This is a genomic window from Prevotella sp. MGM2 (genome assembly GCF_002933955.1).
GTDB lineage: Bacteria > Bacteroidota > Bacteroidia > Bacteroidales > Bacteroidaceae > Alloprevotella.
Window position 1 is genome coordinate 1 of sequence record NZ_BEWW01000291.1, and the last position, 16,580, is coordinate 16,580.

Sequence of the window (16,580 nt, forward strand, 5' to 3'; positions counted from 1 at the left end):
CATATTTATCAACTTAAATTAATTCCGCCAACGGGTTATATTTTGAAGTGTTTACGTGATTTTTCGGCCTTTGAAATTGCAAGTTCTTCACCTTCGTATTCACCACCTATACTTCTCATACGCTGAGTGAGAACAGCGGCGACATTGGTAGTAGCCGAAACATCTGCGTCTGCATCATGGGCATCATCCAATTCAATTCCCAGATTTTCACACATGATTTCCAGTTTGTATGAGTTGACATTAGGTAAATGACATAGCGCAAGCTGCCCAAGTACAATCGTATCTACATAGAGCGGATGCCAGTTTCCGTAGAAATCCTCATCTCCCCGGAGAACCTTTTTCAGTTCATTCATAAGGCCAGCGTACTCGAACATTTGGCAAAGGAACCCCTCGTCAAATGCGATATGCTGTCCTATCAAAAATGGTTTCATGTTTTTAGGACACTTAGGCGTATTGTCTATCATAAACTGAAGGACCTCCTGTGCCACTATTTCAATGGGTTTGCCATAGGACTCCAGCATATCCATAGTGATAGCTGAATATTCCAACGCTCTTGCCTCATAGTCCATTGCTACTGCATCATCATTGTCATATTTTGACTTTAATGTTTTGCGTTTTTTGGTGGCGCCGGCTATTTCCTTACGGTTATAAGGAGCAATGTAGCTTTGATATGTGCCAATCTTTTCAAAAGTATCGAGTCGAGTGGCATGTACCGCTATCTGAGTACAAGCCGATGTCTGACATTTCAAACCGCCGGTCTCAAAGTCCAGGGTAAACGCTACCAATACCGGGGATTCTTCTTTAGGTGCTGCCATATTATTGATGTTTTTGAATTATACACTGTGCTGTTAAATAAAGAGTGGCGCGAAGATTCTCAATCGAGCCATTGTTATTGATGACATAATCATATAGTTCATCTGGGATGTTGATACGGTCATTGTCTCGCGCTTTACGCTTATCGTCAATGTCTTTCAAATTATCTCGCTTAATCTTGATTGTCACCAGAGAGAATGGGAAAGGAGTAGATTCTTTACTCTGTAAATTTATGAGCCCCTTTTCATCAATTACATACACACTGGGAAAGAGCGTAAGGAATTGATCCCACTCTGTCCAGTATTCATAACCTCCGAAATTTGTGTAAGCACACATTCGACTTTGAGGAGGTACTTGGTCTGGTTTAACAAACCAATGGTCTTTTCCATTTACCTCTCCTTTACGCATAGGGCGTGTCGTATAAGACGCAATAGCAGTCCATCCCAACTGTTGTTGGAGAATCATGGAAGCGGTTGTTTTACCACTTCCAGATGCTCCTACAATACAAATAATCAACGGTTTCATATTATCTCAATAAAATTGTTACGAGTGAGTTGGAGATTATTATGGCCAACGTAGTCACTGTATTTCACGGTAGCCATACAGATTATCAATTTGTTCTTGGCGCCAATGAGTAAGGCACGAGCATTACGATACTCTTCAGGCCATATCACCAATTCTGCCATATCGTTATTCTGCTGAAGGGTGACTTTGCAGAACACCTCTTGCTCCCCAGTTTTCTTACTGGTGAACTTCTTTTCCTCCATTTCTACTATGGTAGCGGCAATAGCAGCCTTTCTACCATCTTTATCCTCACTCAAGGAGTCTTTAAGCGTAGTGTATGCTGCTCGACCACGAATCTGTTCTTTAATCGCACTGTTGTCGTAGATTCGTTTATAATCAATGGCTCCGAGACCGGACACTTTAATTTGTTGCTGAGACCAGAAATAGTGCTTGTTGCGTAAGTCATCGGGGAAATCTTTTTGTTTGATTTCAAACCCAAGGGTTTCCGCAGCCTTCTCCACAATTGCATATCTTTCAACTACCGACAGTGCGTTTTCTATCTTGTCAAAGCATCCAGCAAGGATAAGATTGAGGACATGACGGGCATTGACTGGGCATCGTTGTACCTCATCTTCATTGTCTGGATCATCCCAGTATTGATATTTCTTGAGTTTATACTTGAATATGCGCTCAATGAAGTTGTTAATACTGGTAAACTCACCATTTTTGTTGCGCTCGTTGATAATCCAATCAACCGCTTTTGTGCCAACCATTTTAATACGAGAAAGCGACCAGAATATCTGATTGGTTTCATAGTCCGTATAGAAACTCATCGCACTCTTGTTGATGTCCGGTGACACTACCTTAGCGTTGCTGCAAGCCTCCATTTCGGACATGATAGGTATAAGTTCTTTGTCATCAGCCCATTCCAGTGCGACCGTATAAAACGCTGTTGGATATTGTGCTTTCAGAAAAGCACCGATATATGAGGTAACAGCATAGGCAGTTGCGTGGGATTTATTAAAGAGGTAAGAACCGCACGCTTCAATCTGTTGCCAAATAGCAATGGCATCTTCTATCGGACAGCCGTTCTCTTTTGCTCCTTTCAAGAATTTCTCACGCATGGCTTGAATCTTCTCAGCCTTTTTCTTTGAGATGAACTTTACGAGTTTTACACCTTCACCTAACGAGAAGCCGCCAACTTCACGAGCAATCTGGGCAACTTGTTCCTGGTAGGTAATTAACCCGAATGTGTCATTCAGGGCGTTATAAGTACCCCAAAGATACGTTGGCGCCACCAGTCCTTTTTTTCTGTCAACATAAGCCTCTGTTGAACCGTTTTCCAATGTCGCCGGACGAAACAGGGCGTTGGCCGCAATTAAATCGTGAATACAAGTGGGTTGCATCTCAACCAAAAATTTCGTCATGCCTCGTGATGAAAGCTGGAATACATTCTGCGTGCAACCTTGGCGTAACAATTCGTATGCACGTTCATTAGCCAAGTCACTTTCCACTACACCCTCCATTGTAAGGCCGGCACCATAATGCTCATTGATTAGATCAAAAGTCTGGTGAAGTTTGGAAAGCTCCTTAGTTGCCAGACAATCGTTTTTGAGCAAGCCCAGTTCATCGAGGTCGTAACCGCTATTCTCACTTACAAGGATGTCGTCAACTTTTTTAATAGGCACAAAGTCAAAACACTCCACATCTTCGCCGTCCATATCGTCCGGAGTTACAAGTAATGCTGAAGCATGGACCGAACTGGAGCGAGGTTGAAACATGAGAGTGCGTATGTCTTCAAACAGTTGCGGATAGTCATGGATAAATTTGGCAATCTTTCGGTTAGAAGCCGCAAGTTTGAAGATTTCTGTATAATCGGCACCATCATCCTCTATAATAGCCGTTAGATAATTTACCAAAGAAGGACTGATGCGCATTGTACGAGCCACATCCTTAATAACCGCCTTGGCTTTTAGAGTGGTAAATGTGCCGGCAGAAAACACGCGCTGCTTACCATCGTGATTGTAACGGCGTTCTATGTATTCCTTAACTTCTTGACGCTTGTCTGACTGGAAATCGTTGTCCACGTCAGGAAGTGATCCGTGCTCTGTTTTTACATAGCCGGAGTCAACGAAACAGTCCAGTACTTTGACTGGATGTTTCGTATGATGTTCTTGTATTTTAGTTACCCTCATAGCTCAAACTTTTGCAAATGGCGCGATATATGTCAAGATTAAACTTATTACCGTTATTCCGGCAGATGTGGTTAAAAGCGATGAGCTCTTTATCCTTAATAATGGCTCTTTTGTTAATGAAAAAATCCGTTACGATTCCTTTCATCGAAGTACATCGGCTCAATGCTACATATAACATTCCAGGCGCAAACGCATAGGGGCAATGTATAACCACGTTGTCAAAGGTAAGTCCTTGACTTTTATGAATTGTGATTGCCCATCCCAAAGTAAGTGGGAATTGCCTGCAACTTCCTTTTTCAATTGTTTCAATCTCATTGCCATTAACTTTATATTCTCGGTCAACCCATGTGAAAGGCTCAATGATGACCTGATGGCCGGCATCCAACATTACTCCAATTTTAGTGGCACTAATATCAGTTACTGTGCCCATAGAACCATTATAGAACCCCTGTCTGTTATCGTTTACTAAAGTCATTACGCGAGCACCAACACGTAGCTTCAAATCCAAATCACAAGGCGCATTTTTAGGATTGAAAGCATCCTTGAACTCTGCTGTAAATGAATGTGTCGTTTCTCCTATCATTTGACTATTGATTTTATCGGCATCGCGGCGCAATGAACAAATATGAATAGCTTGCGTATTGAAGTCTTTGCTCTCTCGATTGTCCCGCAGTTCGCTCAAATCATCAATATCCATCGGAAGAAGTTGATATTCTCGTATGCGATTTAGCATATTAACAAATCGTTCATCTTTCTGACGAAATACTTTAGTGAGTTCAACAATTTGAAAACCTACTTCTCTAAGTGCATGAGAATAGAAGAAGTAGTTTCCACGATACCACTGTCGAAGAATGATTTCCTCATTTTTCTTTATAACCGGAGGTAACTGGAACAAGTCTCCAAACAGCACGATTTGAATACCGCCAAATGGAAGTTCATTCATTCTGTAGAGCCTCAGTTTTCGATCCACATAATCCAGCACATCTGGCCGGACCATACTCGCTTCATCGATAATAAGCGTATCAAGTTTACCGAATAGTTCAAACTTATCTTGATACAGTTTTCCTTTGATAGGCGAATTTGGTCCTTGTAAGTCAAACGGGATTCCAAACAAACTATGTAATGTCACACCCCCTGCATTGATAGCTGCAATCCCGGTTGATGCAGCCACAATGATATTTTTATGAGTGTTCTCAACTATGTACTTCAGGAATGTGGTCTTCCCGGTTCCAGCCTTGCCTGTAATGAAGAGGCTGTCTGTCGTTTCTTCTATAATTTGAAACGCACGACTCATTTCATCTGTCAATTCCATATCAATCGTATTTTTCTATTCTGTCATTAACGAATTTGGAAAACTCAATCAATTTGCTGGCCGTCATTTCATCGTCGGGCATATACAAATCATTGCAAAATAAATAGTTAATCGACATTAAAGACGGTTGCAATTGGACGATGCTTAACTTGCCATTATTAGCTTGTTCCATGCAATGTGCACACATGAATTTAACACCATGACCAAAGCGTTGCCAAAGCTCATCTGTAACCATTGGAGCGTACCTATAATCATACATGTGTCCGCACGCATCACATTTTGTACTGTGATTTGCGACAGGTAGATTTTTACAGAAATATGGCGATGATTTCACCATTTTCTTAAACTCCTTGTATAAAATCTCGTTTTTGTTCATAATTATAACTCGTTGATTGTAAAAAGAATGTCTTTGTTATCAAAGATGATTTCATCACCCTCTTGGAGTTCATCAGCATATATTCTGATAGGCTCTTCGGTACCCATCCGCTTAACCATGAACTCAGCATCGTAATCGACTTTGATGATTTTGTCATTGTCTAATGTAAGCTCAAAATAACGATTAGAATCCATGTCGTTACCAATAATGGTTGTATCTGCTGGAGACAGTCCGGCACGCTCAGGAAGTAGGAAACGCTCGAAGATGAGATTGTATTTAATAGGGTCTATGAGGGTAATTCCCAGCAAATAAAGAAGCAGAGAGCCGGCAGCAGAGCCACGTCCACAACCCACAAAAATGTTGTTCTTACGAGCCCAGTTGCAAGTATCATACTGCACAAGCAAATAGTCCACATTATCAGTAGATTCAATGATGTATTTCTCGTACTCCATCTGCTTCCGATACTGATCCATTTTATCTTTAGGGGCCAAACACTGAAGTCCTTCCTCCAAAAGTTGATTGAACATATTATGGGTGGTGCCATATTTCCCCAGTTCTTCCGGAGTCATATCGTATTTCGGCATATAGTTTCTGGTAGTGTCCATACGTCCTTCTGCATGGTCTGCAATGATGAACGTATTTTCTGCACATTCACGGAATAATTCTTCTATATCCCAGTCTTCTCCGAATAGGGCCTCAAACAAAGCATAATGCTCATCAGTGTCTTTGAAATACTGGTCGCTGCTTTGCTCGTGTGCGGCACCCTCTGCTACCTTATTGAGAATTATTTTATTCTTGGCGTCGTCGGAGTCAAGATAATACGCATCGCTAAGCAGTACAGGGCGTGGCATTTTGCTGTCGTCATACCATTCATGGAAGTATTTCTTAGCAGCTTCTAAAACCTTGATGTCAATGCGCTCAGCTTTGTATTCAGATAAATCAACTTGATAGAAAATGCGATCAAACGCCTGTGTTAATGTTTCAACCACTTGCTTGTTACCCACGAAAGAAGTTGGTGCGTATTTATCGAGCACAAGTGCATTGCCTTCTGCCCGATTAAGCAGTTCTGAAATATCTATGGTCTTGTTTTCTACATTATCTACCATAATCGCTTTCTGGATTCTCAGCAGGTTACGGAAACCTTGTTGCGTCTGAACATAGATCTTTGCTCCAAAATTAAATCCATCAGCCTCAACTGTAAGGGAATAACCAAACACAGGCTTGATTCCGGCAGCATCACAACCTTTTTGAAATACAAAGCAAGCGGCCATAGTATTATAGTCACATACCCCCAATGCGGTATGCCCTAAATACTTCGCTTTACGAATCCATTCCTCCGGCATAAAGCTGCCATTCAAGAGTTCAAAGGGAGTATGCACCCCAAGATTTACAAATGGGATGTCATGTTGTAACTGGGCCCGCTTACCAACGTACTTTAAGATATTCAATTTGAAATCTTGATTTAGGTTGTGATAGTAGAAATTGTCGCCGAATTTGAAAATGATATTCTCAATGCCATCATTCAGCAATTCTTCTGGACGCACCAAACTATTAAAGATAAAGTTACCGTCCGTATCTTTGCGGAAGATTGAATTGTAGGTTGAACGCTGGGTGTCTTGGAAATACGCCTTACCAAACCCAGGAATATCAATAACTTCTGCATCTATTTGTGTGTACTGAATTTTGTTCTTCTCCAGCCACTCATACAATTCGATTATTCTATCTGATTTTGCCATGTGTAGTAATAGAGTTACGGTAAAACCAATTATTGATATATCGCCAAATTGTGATTCTTGATACACAATACCTTTTAGCTAAATCAACCAAAGTGTATTTACCTGTTTTATACAATTTCTTAACTTCTTTCACTTGCTCGTCTGTCAGCTTACTCATTTCTCCTTTTATTGACGATCTTCTGATGTTCTCGCGCTGTGAAACAATTTCAAGATTAGAAACACAATTATTAGATTTACAGCTATCCAAATGATCAACAACTAATCCAGAAGCAGGGTCATAATCTAAAAATGCCATAGCTACTAAATTATGGATATTCTTATATGTAACAATCCCATCTTTGCATAGAGACACACGGGCATATTTATGGTTAAAATTAGGCGTCAAAATGCGACCTCTATGCCGCCGGCTTCCTTTATTGCTATTCACAAATCTATCCAAACTACGCACGAGCCCCATTGAAGATACATCATACAAGCCTTCATATCCCGGTACTGCTTTCCATTCTTCATTCATATATTACCTAATTTATATTCTATGGGTGTATATAAATTATAAGCAAAGCTGTCATAAATTGACCAAAAATCACTTTCATCCCAATCTTTACCTTCACCTACGAGTTTGGCAATCATTACATTGTCAAAGTACTCGTTCAATTTGTCTGCGGCCACGTTGATTGCGTCTGATGCGTCCGTATCGTAACCTATGATGATGTCGTGGACGCCCTTACTTTGCAGTTTATAAATCTGGGCATCGCTGATTTTCTTTCCAAATGTGCAGACTGCCACTATACGATGGTTGTCATACAAATCCAGTTTGCGAGTAAGGGCAATGACATCAAATATACCCTCAACTAATATCACGGTGTCAGTCTCATCCTCAATTATGGAATCATAATTGTATAGGAGCTTGACAAAATCATTTTCAACACTATTGTTGTATCGACGAATCTGATATTTGTTGTTACGTTTTGCTTTGTCGTTGTATTCATCAATATCTTGTTTGCTCCATACATGTCTGGAGACATATCCTACAATATCGCCATCATCATATATCGGAAAAACCACATAATCGTCAAACTTAAAGTTTAGGCCGCGAGTTGTCCCGACAGGGAAATAGGCATAATCGTCAGTGGTAAAGCCACGAGATTTCAAATATGGGTTTTTGAAACACCGTTTCCAAGATTCTGGCATTTCTACGACCACAAGCTCATCATCAATCTCATCCTCTTCCAGATTGAAGAACTCCGGTACTTCTACTGGAGTAAATTTAGCTGTGTCCTTAACCTGTAAATCAGACCGACCAATTTCTTCTACAAATCGGTTAATGTCCTTACAAGTTCTACCACAAGAAAAGCAATGTGCCATACCGAATACTTTGCCATTCTTTTCAGGACCAACATAAATTCCAAGTTTACCACCGGTCTTACCGCACCAAATACATTCAGGGACTATTAGGTTTTTACGACCGCCGTCCAGCCTTGCGTGAAGCTCAGCCTGAAGCTCACGAATCAAGTATTCTTTATCTTCCTTACTTATATACATAACACCTCCGTATATTAAAGATTGGCTGTTCTTTGTCGGTCGAAAAACCTTTCATGGTCATAATCCGTAGCTATCTTGAATGTATCTCCCTTGGGGAAGAAACGGCTCTTGGCAATATGGATTCTCATTGTCTTTTCTCGACGCTCATTTGCGGATTGATTGAGAGTAATCAAGTGAGTAAGTGGCTGGGCGATTCCTTTGGCCTCCGATGACGAGTATTCCGTTAATACGTTCTTTTCGTCATTTACCCAATCAGGGTTTTCTATGCGTGCCTGATAAGTCGTCACCACCCAGACTTCTTCTTCACTGGCAATATCCTTTAAGTCATTTGCCACAGCAATGCGTTTCAGGCGCTCTCCGCTATCTCCATACTTACGACCAGATGAATCGTTCAATAAGTCCATAGAATCAATGAGGATAATATCCGGTTTAACGCCATAGTTCTTGCGAAACTCAGCAATAGCTTCCTTGATATTGATAGTGGAAACATGCTGATTGAATTTTGGATAACTTCTGACGTACAATTTGCCGGCTATGCTTTCCAATTCTTTAGTAAAAGCATCCATGTCCTTATCCTTGATAAAGCCCTTTTCATAACTATAGGCATTACAAGCAACAAGTGCCGCAGAGTAAGCGTTTTCAACTTCCTCTCGGCTACCTTCTAACTGGAAATGGAGTACGTTAAAACCGTCAATACAAGCCTGTGAGCCTATCCAACGAGCTGCATGACTTTTACCAACACCAGTTGGAGCCAAGATACAAGAAAGTTGACCACGCAAATCCCTATCTTGGTTAAGGTTGTCCAGCTCATCAATATAAAAGCGTGTGATAGCACGTATAGTACCACGGGAATTGTTTTTAGCACGATTTTGAATATGCCGTGTTGTAAAAGTATCAATCACATCGGTATAAGTTGATTCGGTTAATGAGAATGTACGCATCCAATCCACGTGCTTTGCAAGCAGTTGTTGGGCACTTTCTAACCCTTCTCGATTATAAACCTCACCGGCTTTCTTATATGTTTTCTGAAATTCAACACGTTTTAGATATTCTTCGAGCAAGCCAAGACATTCATCAGTAGCCAATGCTTCACCGTTATCATAGGCTTCCTTCCAAAATCTGAGGGCACCATTCTTGCCAGCGAGCTTTTGCTGAATAATTGAGTAATTCGGCACTCGTCGATATTCTCTATAATAGTCCTTAAAAGCTTTGAGAACAGCTGCTGTATTGCGATCTGGGAGATGTTCTTCTTCCAAATGCTCGCATACCATCGAAAGTATATAACTGTCCTCTATACATGTGATAAACAAATCTTCGATGAAAGCTTCCGAAAGGACGTTTGTTTTATTGTTTGCTGACATATTCTATTCTTAATCGGAAGATTTCCGGATATTTTTTTTGAGTTTCTGTTTTACATTTTGCAACAAAGTGGCACTCCGAACATGCTGTTGACAATGGCGACCACCCCAATGTAGAGGTTTGACAGATAGCAAAACCGACTTCTCTATTAAGTAGCCTTTGCTTAGTGCCTTCCTCACTGGAGACAAAAATGAATTTTGCCTTGGGGTGTTCGCTACGGTCAACAATCATATTTAGCAGTAACGACCGACTCAAATCTTCAGATTCCAGCCATTTGTTTTCAAAGAACATACGGCCTTTATCGGAGTTAAATCGTTCAAGAGACTTCGGTCCAAATACTTGGTTCAATTTCCAATTTGCACCCCTATCCTTGAAAGCATAGGATGAGCACACCACATAATCAACTATTCTTTGAGCTGTAAGGGCGCCATATTTCTTTTCAACCCGTTGGAGAGCTGTACGCATAACTCTTGTCGGTTCCCCGCCTTGCGGAAGCCGATAACCTGGATGTATGAGCTTAACTGCAATCTCATGGAACATCTTCAGGGTCTGTTTGATGAGGTATTCGTTGACCATCTTTAGTAAGGTTGTTTCTTAAATATTGTCTTGCCAACCTAAGCCGGCTTTTAATAGTATCAATGTTGAGAGTTTTCAATGAACCTTTAGCATACTCCATCTCTGCAATTTCTTTCAGTGAATACCCAGCTTCCTGGAGTATCAATGCGTCTCGGTATCTTGGCTTTAGTTCGTCAATGACTTCAACTATATCAGGACTATAATGCTCACGCCAATTATCTACACCCAAAACATTTTCACTGACATGATCATCATTCAACAGTTCGTCCCTATAATCATCAATATCATTGTCGTCGCTCTTATTATTGTGGGCATTTCTTTGTCGTTCACAAGCCCAGACCTGACGCTTGACACAAATGTGAATCCACGTTCTTATTGGTCGGTTCGGATCGTATGTCTCTATTCTTCTATAGAAGTTTACCATAACCTCAGAATAGTTCTCTTCTACATTTTGCGGGCTCCAACTATAATCCTTACATAATTTGTATATCATATTGGAGAAGGGCAGAACGTATTGATTGAAGAGAGCTGTTCTGCGGGCTATTACTTCTGGAAGGCAATCGACATCTACTTTTTGTTCGGTAGAGTGTACTTTTGTTCCCATGCGAGCGACACATTAGCATTAAACAAATCTGCTATACGTGTCCCAAGACGGTGGGTGACACAGTGTACACGCCACTCTGATTCATGTCTTATGAACTCAGCTCGTACTGTCTCATTTGAAGGTTTGGGCTGGGAGTCCAATAATTGATAGAACTCTTTCAGATGCTTGTTCAAAACCTTCTTATGCTTCTTAACTTCCTTTGGAAATACATTATTAACTGGCTGCATGATTAGAGGTTAAAACGCTTGATATAACAGAAGAATATGTGAATTGCGTCGGCCTCATTATCATCGCCGGGCTCAATTTGCCATCTGAGTTTACAAAACTCAATCATTTTTGCCTTTGTAGCCTTTCCATCTCCAGTGGCAAACTTTTTAAGGGATGCCGGATTGATGAAATGGGGCTCAGGCAGGTCGAGGGTGTCACACACCTCAAACAAAATTCCACGAAACTCTGAAAGTTTGCGTGTATCAGTGAAGTGGTTGTTTACACTGACATCTTCAGCCACAATCTGCTTAATTCCGTTACGCTGGATAAAATCAATCAGTGTGTCGCGGAAAGCCTTGTGCTGTTTGTTGTTGTTACGGCGCATAGATTCAGTGAAATCCCATGTGCCACGTTCATTCAAACAGAAAAAGCCGGTGTGCGTTGCGATGTCGAGTGCGGCCACTTCATTACGAGTAAGTTTCTCAGTTGTGGTCGTTGTTTGTTGCTTCATAAATTGAGGAAACCCCATTACTTTTTGTTATAGTAATTTTGTTGGGATAGCCCTCATTGGTCAAACCATGACTAACCACTAATGAAGTGATTTGCGTTTGGTTGAGTGCCTTAAAAACGCTGGCGAGTCCCTGCTCATCTGCGCTGTCAAGAACCTCATCCGCGATAAGAAGGTCTAATCCTTTCCCATCTTCGCAATTCAGATTCGTCAATTGATTCATGCTCAGGATGCTTGCAAGTTCTACTCGAACACGTTCTCCGGCAGAGAATTTCTCGAATGAACCACAATCAACCCCGTCTCTAAGAAGTGAGACAGAAATTTTGTCGCGCACTTTTCCAGATTTCAAAATAGTATATCCCGAAAGTGCAACTCGTATATCGCTGCCAATGGTTTCCAAAAACTCATTAGTAATTTGGGAAATGGCATTGATTTTTGTATTGGCGAGGTATGTTTTGAACTCAATAAAATATGCTTCTTGAGCTTTCAGCTCATTAAGCCTACTCTCTACCTCATTCTTGGCTTCTACGGCTTTCTTGAGGGCTTTCTGATACTCGGCTTGACTCTTATTAAGAGAATCCAGCATATCCTCTTCTGAGGCGTTCTGAGCATCTTCGATAGCCTTTTCGTAGGATGCAATAGAGCCATTCATAGTATTGACATCCTCTTCTAAAGATTTGATTTGATTTTCACGGCGCTTATAAGCACTGTCAATAACTTCAAACACTTCGTCAAAGATGCGTTTACGAATTTTTGAGATTTTGTCTTTAATTGTAGCAAGCAGGGTATTAGCTTCTTCGACCTCCTTTTCACATTGCGAACAAATTTGCCTGGCTTTCTTTATTGTTGCATCCGCTTTTTCGGAATCCTGCTCAATTTGTTTACGCTCATTATTCAACGCAGTTTCTATGTCCCGTTGATTCTTTCCATCAGCAACTGTCTTGTCATATTCCTTATTGTTCTCAATGAGGTCTTTGCCTATTTGAGCAATAGCGGCTTGTACTGATTTCAGATTTTTCCGGGCTGCTTCAATATCTAACTGGGCATGGAGAGTAAATTCGTGCTTACATTTAGGACATTGAATAACGCCGGCAAGTTGATTTTCAAGAGAAGCGGCCTCGCGTTTTTTTGTACGCTCATCACCATTCAACGAATCTGCTTTATTCTGAAGGCGCTTAACAGCCTTACTAAGTTTCTCCAAATGCTCAGTACATTCTGCACGATTGACACTATTCTTCTCCAGCTTAGACTGAAGCTCCGCATGAGTTGTGTTGTAATCGTTTTCTTGTTCATCCAACACATCACTGAGCTCTTTGGATTTAGCTGCCAAAACTTTAGCATTTTTGGATGCGGTCTCCAGTTGAGTGTCAAGCACAATCATCTCATGGAGATAATCTGTTGTTAAAGCAAGGTCATTTGTTTTGAACTGATTTGCAATTACCTGAAGGGATTCTTTGACACCTCTGTCACTTTTTTCGAGTTCCTGCATTTCTGCATCAAGGTCATCTAACCTCCCAAGACTTTCATCAATCTTGTTGATGTTATCATTAGTTGTACGAATGTCTGCCCGTTTTTGAGCAATCAATTCAGTCCAATTCTTAATGCGGGATTCGTTGGAAGCCTTACGCTCAGCAGATTCATTGATAGCCTTTTCTATTTCGGTGCCTAATGCTTCAACACGGCCAGTGCAAGTCGCAACTTCTTTGTCTGCCTCTTTCATTTCTGCTTCAATGGGCTCCATATCGACATGAAGCTCCTCAATTGATTGGTCCACCATAACGCCATTGCTGAAACGATTGATAAGCTCTTTTTTCTCTTTATCTGAACTGGCAAGAAAAGACTTATACTTACGGGCAGTCAAGATGAAATTCCCAAAAATATCGTCCTTTGATAAGCCAATCTGATCAAGGATATACTTATTGTAATCCGCAACCGTAGCCTGATTGATTTCTTCCGTATCTGTATCGTATGGACCTGACTGCTTGACAATTTGAATCTGCTGGGGCTGCTTACGAGAAAGACGGCGATTGACTGTCATTTGCTCTCCCAGTACATCATTGGTTAAAACGATGCCAATAGTCGCTTCGTCTTTAGTGTCATTTATAATTTCATCGGCGTTTACTTTGCGAAGTGGCTCTCCGGTAAGTCCGATTGCAATAGCCTCTATCAATGCAGATTTGCCAGAGCCGTTAGAGTTCTGGGAATCACTGTCGAGGTTATTTCCAAATATCAGTGTTGCTGCGCCTTGTTTCGGAGAATAATCCAATTCCAAGAACGAGCAAAGATTTTTAGCATGAATAGATTTCAGATGCCACATACTTACTTCAGTTTATCAAGATAGTGGAGACCAAGCTGATTATCGATGGATTTTTGAGTACAAAAGTTAGTGTACTCCTCCTTAATGCCTGACTTGTCAAACTTCTGTGTGATGCTCTGATGATCGGTGTGCATAACTTCCGTTTGTTCAGTAACAAGCTCAATTTTGTTGGCGCCGGCTTCAGCAAGCTGTTGCTTGTTGACTGAGGACGACTGGGCAGAATTACATTTTACGCGAACTTTGACTTTATAGCGACTATCGGCCTTAACTTTAGCCAGCATTTCCATAAAATCATCGTCCATATCTGCTACATCTACTTCGATAACCCTATATCGCTGGTTCACTTCGTTCTTGACAAACTTAGTAGAGCCATCTGTGTAAAGTATAGTATAGCCTTTCTCTTCATCTTCACCGAAGTTGTGTTGACGAGAAGAGCCAATATATTCGATTTGTGTGCCAGGAATTTGTTTACGATTATGATAATGACCCACTAATACAGAATCAAAACCCTTAAAGATATTAGCCGGGAGTTCATCATCACTTGGAGTAGCTAAGCCTCCGCGTATTCCCTCGTGGATATATAATACATTCTTTTTCTGGCTGTCAATGTTATATTCTTGCTGAAGGGAATCTAATTTCTCAATGAATGAGCCGCTTTCGGGGAAATAGCTCATCACATACAGAGAGAGTTCATCAGATAAATCAATCTCGGTAAAGTCATTGATTACCTCCACATTCTCATAGTCAGAGAACACATGGCTGTAACCCTCCATGTTTTCCAGATTAACCTTGCAATGATTACCTTCTGCGATAATAACATAAAGCCCATATTGCTTTGTGGCTTCCAAAATGGCCCAACGGACTGCCATAAGGACATCCAAAGTTTGAGCGCTGCGTGAAAGCCACATATCACCTCCTACAATCAGATACTGTATTTCGTTCTGCTTGCAGAGTTGTAAAGCCTCATTCCAGTTCTTGCGAAACTCAGCTATATTATCTTTGCTGGCGTGAATATCGTTTATCAACAACGCACAGGGAGATTTCTTTGACATAATCAATTGTGTTTTAAGAAATGCTCACCCAGATTTAACTGGGTGAACATTTCGATTAAAGTGCGTTGTTATTTAATCACGACGACGGGGTGGACGGGATCCACGGCGACTTGCTCGTGCAGCCGGTTCATTGGTGTCATCATTGCGCTCACGACGTGAACGGGGACGTTCAGGCTCTGGCGTATCATCCTCTTCCTCATCGGCTGGCTGAGCGGGTTCTGCATCGTCTTCCTCTTCTTCAACAGGGGTCTGACGGCGTTTAGGCGCAGGATCGGGCTTTTCCTCCTCTTCCTCTTCTTCATTACCTCTATTGTTGGCAGCTGTGGCAAGTTCATCCTCGATTTCATTCAGAATGTCTTCATTGGATTTCTTACGAGTTACTTTTACGTCAAGGTTATGCGCTTCAATATAAGCCATAATGTCAGTGCGAAGTTCCTGTCCTTCAGCAGTCTGGTCATCGAGGTCATCATTGCAAAGAGCATCGTAACGAGCCCACAGAGAATCAATGTCATTAGCAGAATCGCTATCAGATTCATCCTCTTTACCCTCGCCAAGAGTAAAGTGAGACTGATCGTCTGCCGGCAGCAAGGTCTTGATCTGGTCAATACAGTTCTGAACCTTATCTTCGCTCATCACATCGATGTCAAACTTCTCATCAAGCTGGCTGAGATAAGCAACAGTAGCCTCCAAATGATAACGAGTGTAACGGTAAATTTGCTCCGGGAGACGAGGCATGTCAATCAGTTGCTGGAGGATAGCTTCGTCCAGAACATCCTTATCAGATACGGTGTCGATGTTGAAACTGTATGCCGGCTTGTTATTCTCAGTCTTACGAGTGATTTCAACAGGATAAGCTGAGTCAATAGAAGAAATAGGGCATGGCACCATCTTTCCGTTTTTGTTCAGTTTGCCCCACAAGTTCAACTTGCGCTCTTCAAGGTCTTTGTACTGTGAATAAGAAAGCTGGAGGATTTGGACGCCATCGCCGGGATTGTCAAGGTCGATGATATACATGCAACGACGCGAATCCCACTTCAAGCCACCGGAAAAACTGCCTTCACGCAACTTCTTACAGAGCTTGTCATCGTCTGCGTACTTTTCACATGCCACAGAAACATAGGTGTCAATAAGGTCTGCGTTGATTTCCTTAAAGGCATACTTGGCGTTACAAACTGTAACATAGGTAATAGACGGCTTACCCTTCACCAGCTTCTTGTCGTTCTCAATTTTGAGCATCAAGGAACGAAGCGGATATTCATAGCCCTTACGTTCCAACGGTAAGAAGTTACCATCCTGGTCTTGAACTGGTGCCAAAGGAAGAATACGAATAGCATAAGTGCCATCTTTGGCAAAACGGAAAAACGAGGCGCGTTTGCTGCTCTCTTCTGCACTCTTTTTCTTTGCGTCATCAAATGTTTCTTGGGATGCCGCAAACACGTCATGGAGTGTACGTGCTTTTTTTTCTTGTTCCATCATGGG

15 protein-coding genes are annotated in these 16,580 nt (G+C 41.4%); all 15 read right to left on the bottom strand.

Annotation, left to right across the window (positions count from 1 at the left end):
- Positions 1 to 35 precede the first annotated feature (35 nt).
- Positions 36 to 815: a PolC-type DNA polymerase III gene (locus C5S62_RS09405; protein WP_104405127.1), complete on the bottom strand. Its 780-nt coding sequence runs from the start codon at positions 813 to 815 to the stop codon at positions 36 to 38.
- A gap of 1 nt (position 816) precedes the next feature.
- Positions 817 to 1,338: a guanylate kinase gene (locus C5S62_RS09410; RefSeq protein WP_104405128.1), complete on the bottom strand. Its 522-nt coding sequence runs from the start codon at positions 1,336 to 1,338 to the stop codon at positions 817 to 819.
- Positions 1,335 to 3,512, bottom strand: a complete 2,178-nt coding sequence (locus C5S62_RS09415) for a DNA polymerase III subunit alpha (protein ID WP_104405129.1) — start codon at positions 3,510 to 3,512, stop codon at positions 1,335 to 1,337. Before C5S62_RS09415 ends, C5S62_RS09410 begins: the two co-directional genes overlap by 4 nt.
- Positions 3,499 to 4,824 carry an ATP-dependent RecD-like DNA helicase gene (locus tag C5S62_RS09420; protein WP_104405130.1) on the bottom strand — a complete coding sequence of 442 codons (1,326 nt, stop codon included), beginning with the start codon at positions 4,822 to 4,824 and terminating at the stop codon, positions 3,499 to 3,501. The genes C5S62_RS09415 and C5S62_RS09420 overlap by 14 nt, the downstream gene beginning before the upstream one ends.
- A 1-nt stretch (position 4,825) precedes the next feature.
- On the bottom strand, positions 4,826 to 5,200 hold the full coding sequence (locus C5S62_RS09425) for a hypothetical protein (protein WP_104405131.1): 375 nt from the start codon (positions 5,198 to 5,200) through the stop codon (positions 4,826 to 4,828).
- A 2-nt stretch (positions 5,201 to 5,202) separates the two neighbouring features.
- Complete coding sequence (locus tag C5S62_RS14075; protein ID WP_104405132.1) at positions 5,203 to 6,936, bottom strand: PHP domain-containing protein; 1,734 nt, start codon at positions 6,934 to 6,936, stop codon at positions 5,203 to 5,205.
- Positions 6,920 to 7,450: an NUMOD4 domain-containing protein gene (locus C5S62_RS09435; protein ID WP_104405133.1), complete on the bottom strand. Its 531-nt coding sequence runs from the start codon at positions 7,448 to 7,450 to the stop codon at positions 6,920 to 6,922. Before C5S62_RS09435 ends, C5S62_RS14075 begins: the two co-directional genes overlap by 17 nt.
- Positions 7,447 to 8,478: a toprim domain-containing protein gene (locus C5S62_RS09440; RefSeq protein WP_104405134.1), complete on the bottom strand. Its 1,032-nt coding sequence runs from the start codon at positions 8,476 to 8,478 to the stop codon at positions 7,447 to 7,449. The genes C5S62_RS09435 and C5S62_RS09440 overlap by 4 nt, the downstream gene beginning before the upstream one ends.
- Positions 8,479 to 8,492: 14 nt before the next feature.
- Complete coding sequence (locus C5S62_RS09445; protein ID WP_104405135.1) at positions 8,493 to 9,839, bottom strand: DnaB-like helicase C-terminal domain-containing protein; 1,347 nt, start codon at positions 9,837 to 9,839, stop codon at positions 8,493 to 8,495.
- On the bottom strand, positions 9,823 to 10,413 hold the full coding sequence (locus C5S62_RS09450; protein WP_133159558.1) for a hypothetical protein: 591 nt from the start codon (positions 10,411 to 10,413) through the stop codon (positions 9,823 to 9,825). Before C5S62_RS09450 ends, C5S62_RS09445 begins: the two co-directional genes overlap by 17 nt.
- Entirely contained in the window at positions 10,367 to 11,017 is a 651-nt protein-coding gene (locus tag C5S62_RS09455; RefSeq protein ID WP_104405137.1) for an RNA polymerase sigma factor, read from the bottom strand. The genes C5S62_RS09450 and C5S62_RS09455 overlap by 47 nt, the downstream gene beginning before the upstream one ends.
- A 229-nt stretch (positions 11,018 to 11,246) precedes the next feature.
- A complete protein-coding gene (locus C5S62_RS09465) occupies positions 11,247 to 11,735 on the bottom strand; it encodes a hypothetical protein (protein ID WP_104405139.1) in 489 nt (162 codons plus the stop codon).
- A complete protein-coding gene (locus C5S62_RS09470) occupies positions 11,707 to 14,049 on the bottom strand; it encodes an AAA family ATPase (RefSeq protein ID WP_104405140.1) in 2,343 nt (780 codons plus the stop codon). Before C5S62_RS09470 ends, C5S62_RS09465 begins: the two co-directional genes overlap by 29 nt.
- Positions 14,050 to 14,051: 2 nt before the next feature.
- Positions 14,052 to 15,101: a metallophosphoesterase gene (locus C5S62_RS09475; RefSeq protein ID WP_104405141.1), complete on the bottom strand. Its 1,050-nt coding sequence runs from the start codon at positions 15,099 to 15,101 to the stop codon at positions 14,052 to 14,054.
- Positions 15,102 to 15,173: 72 nt separating this feature from the next.
- On the bottom strand, positions 15,174 to 16,577 hold the full coding sequence (locus tag C5S62_RS09480) for a hypothetical protein (RefSeq protein WP_104405142.1): 1,404 nt from the start codon (positions 16,575 to 16,577) through the stop codon (positions 15,174 to 15,176).
- Positions 16,578 to 16,580: the final 3 nt, after the last annotated feature.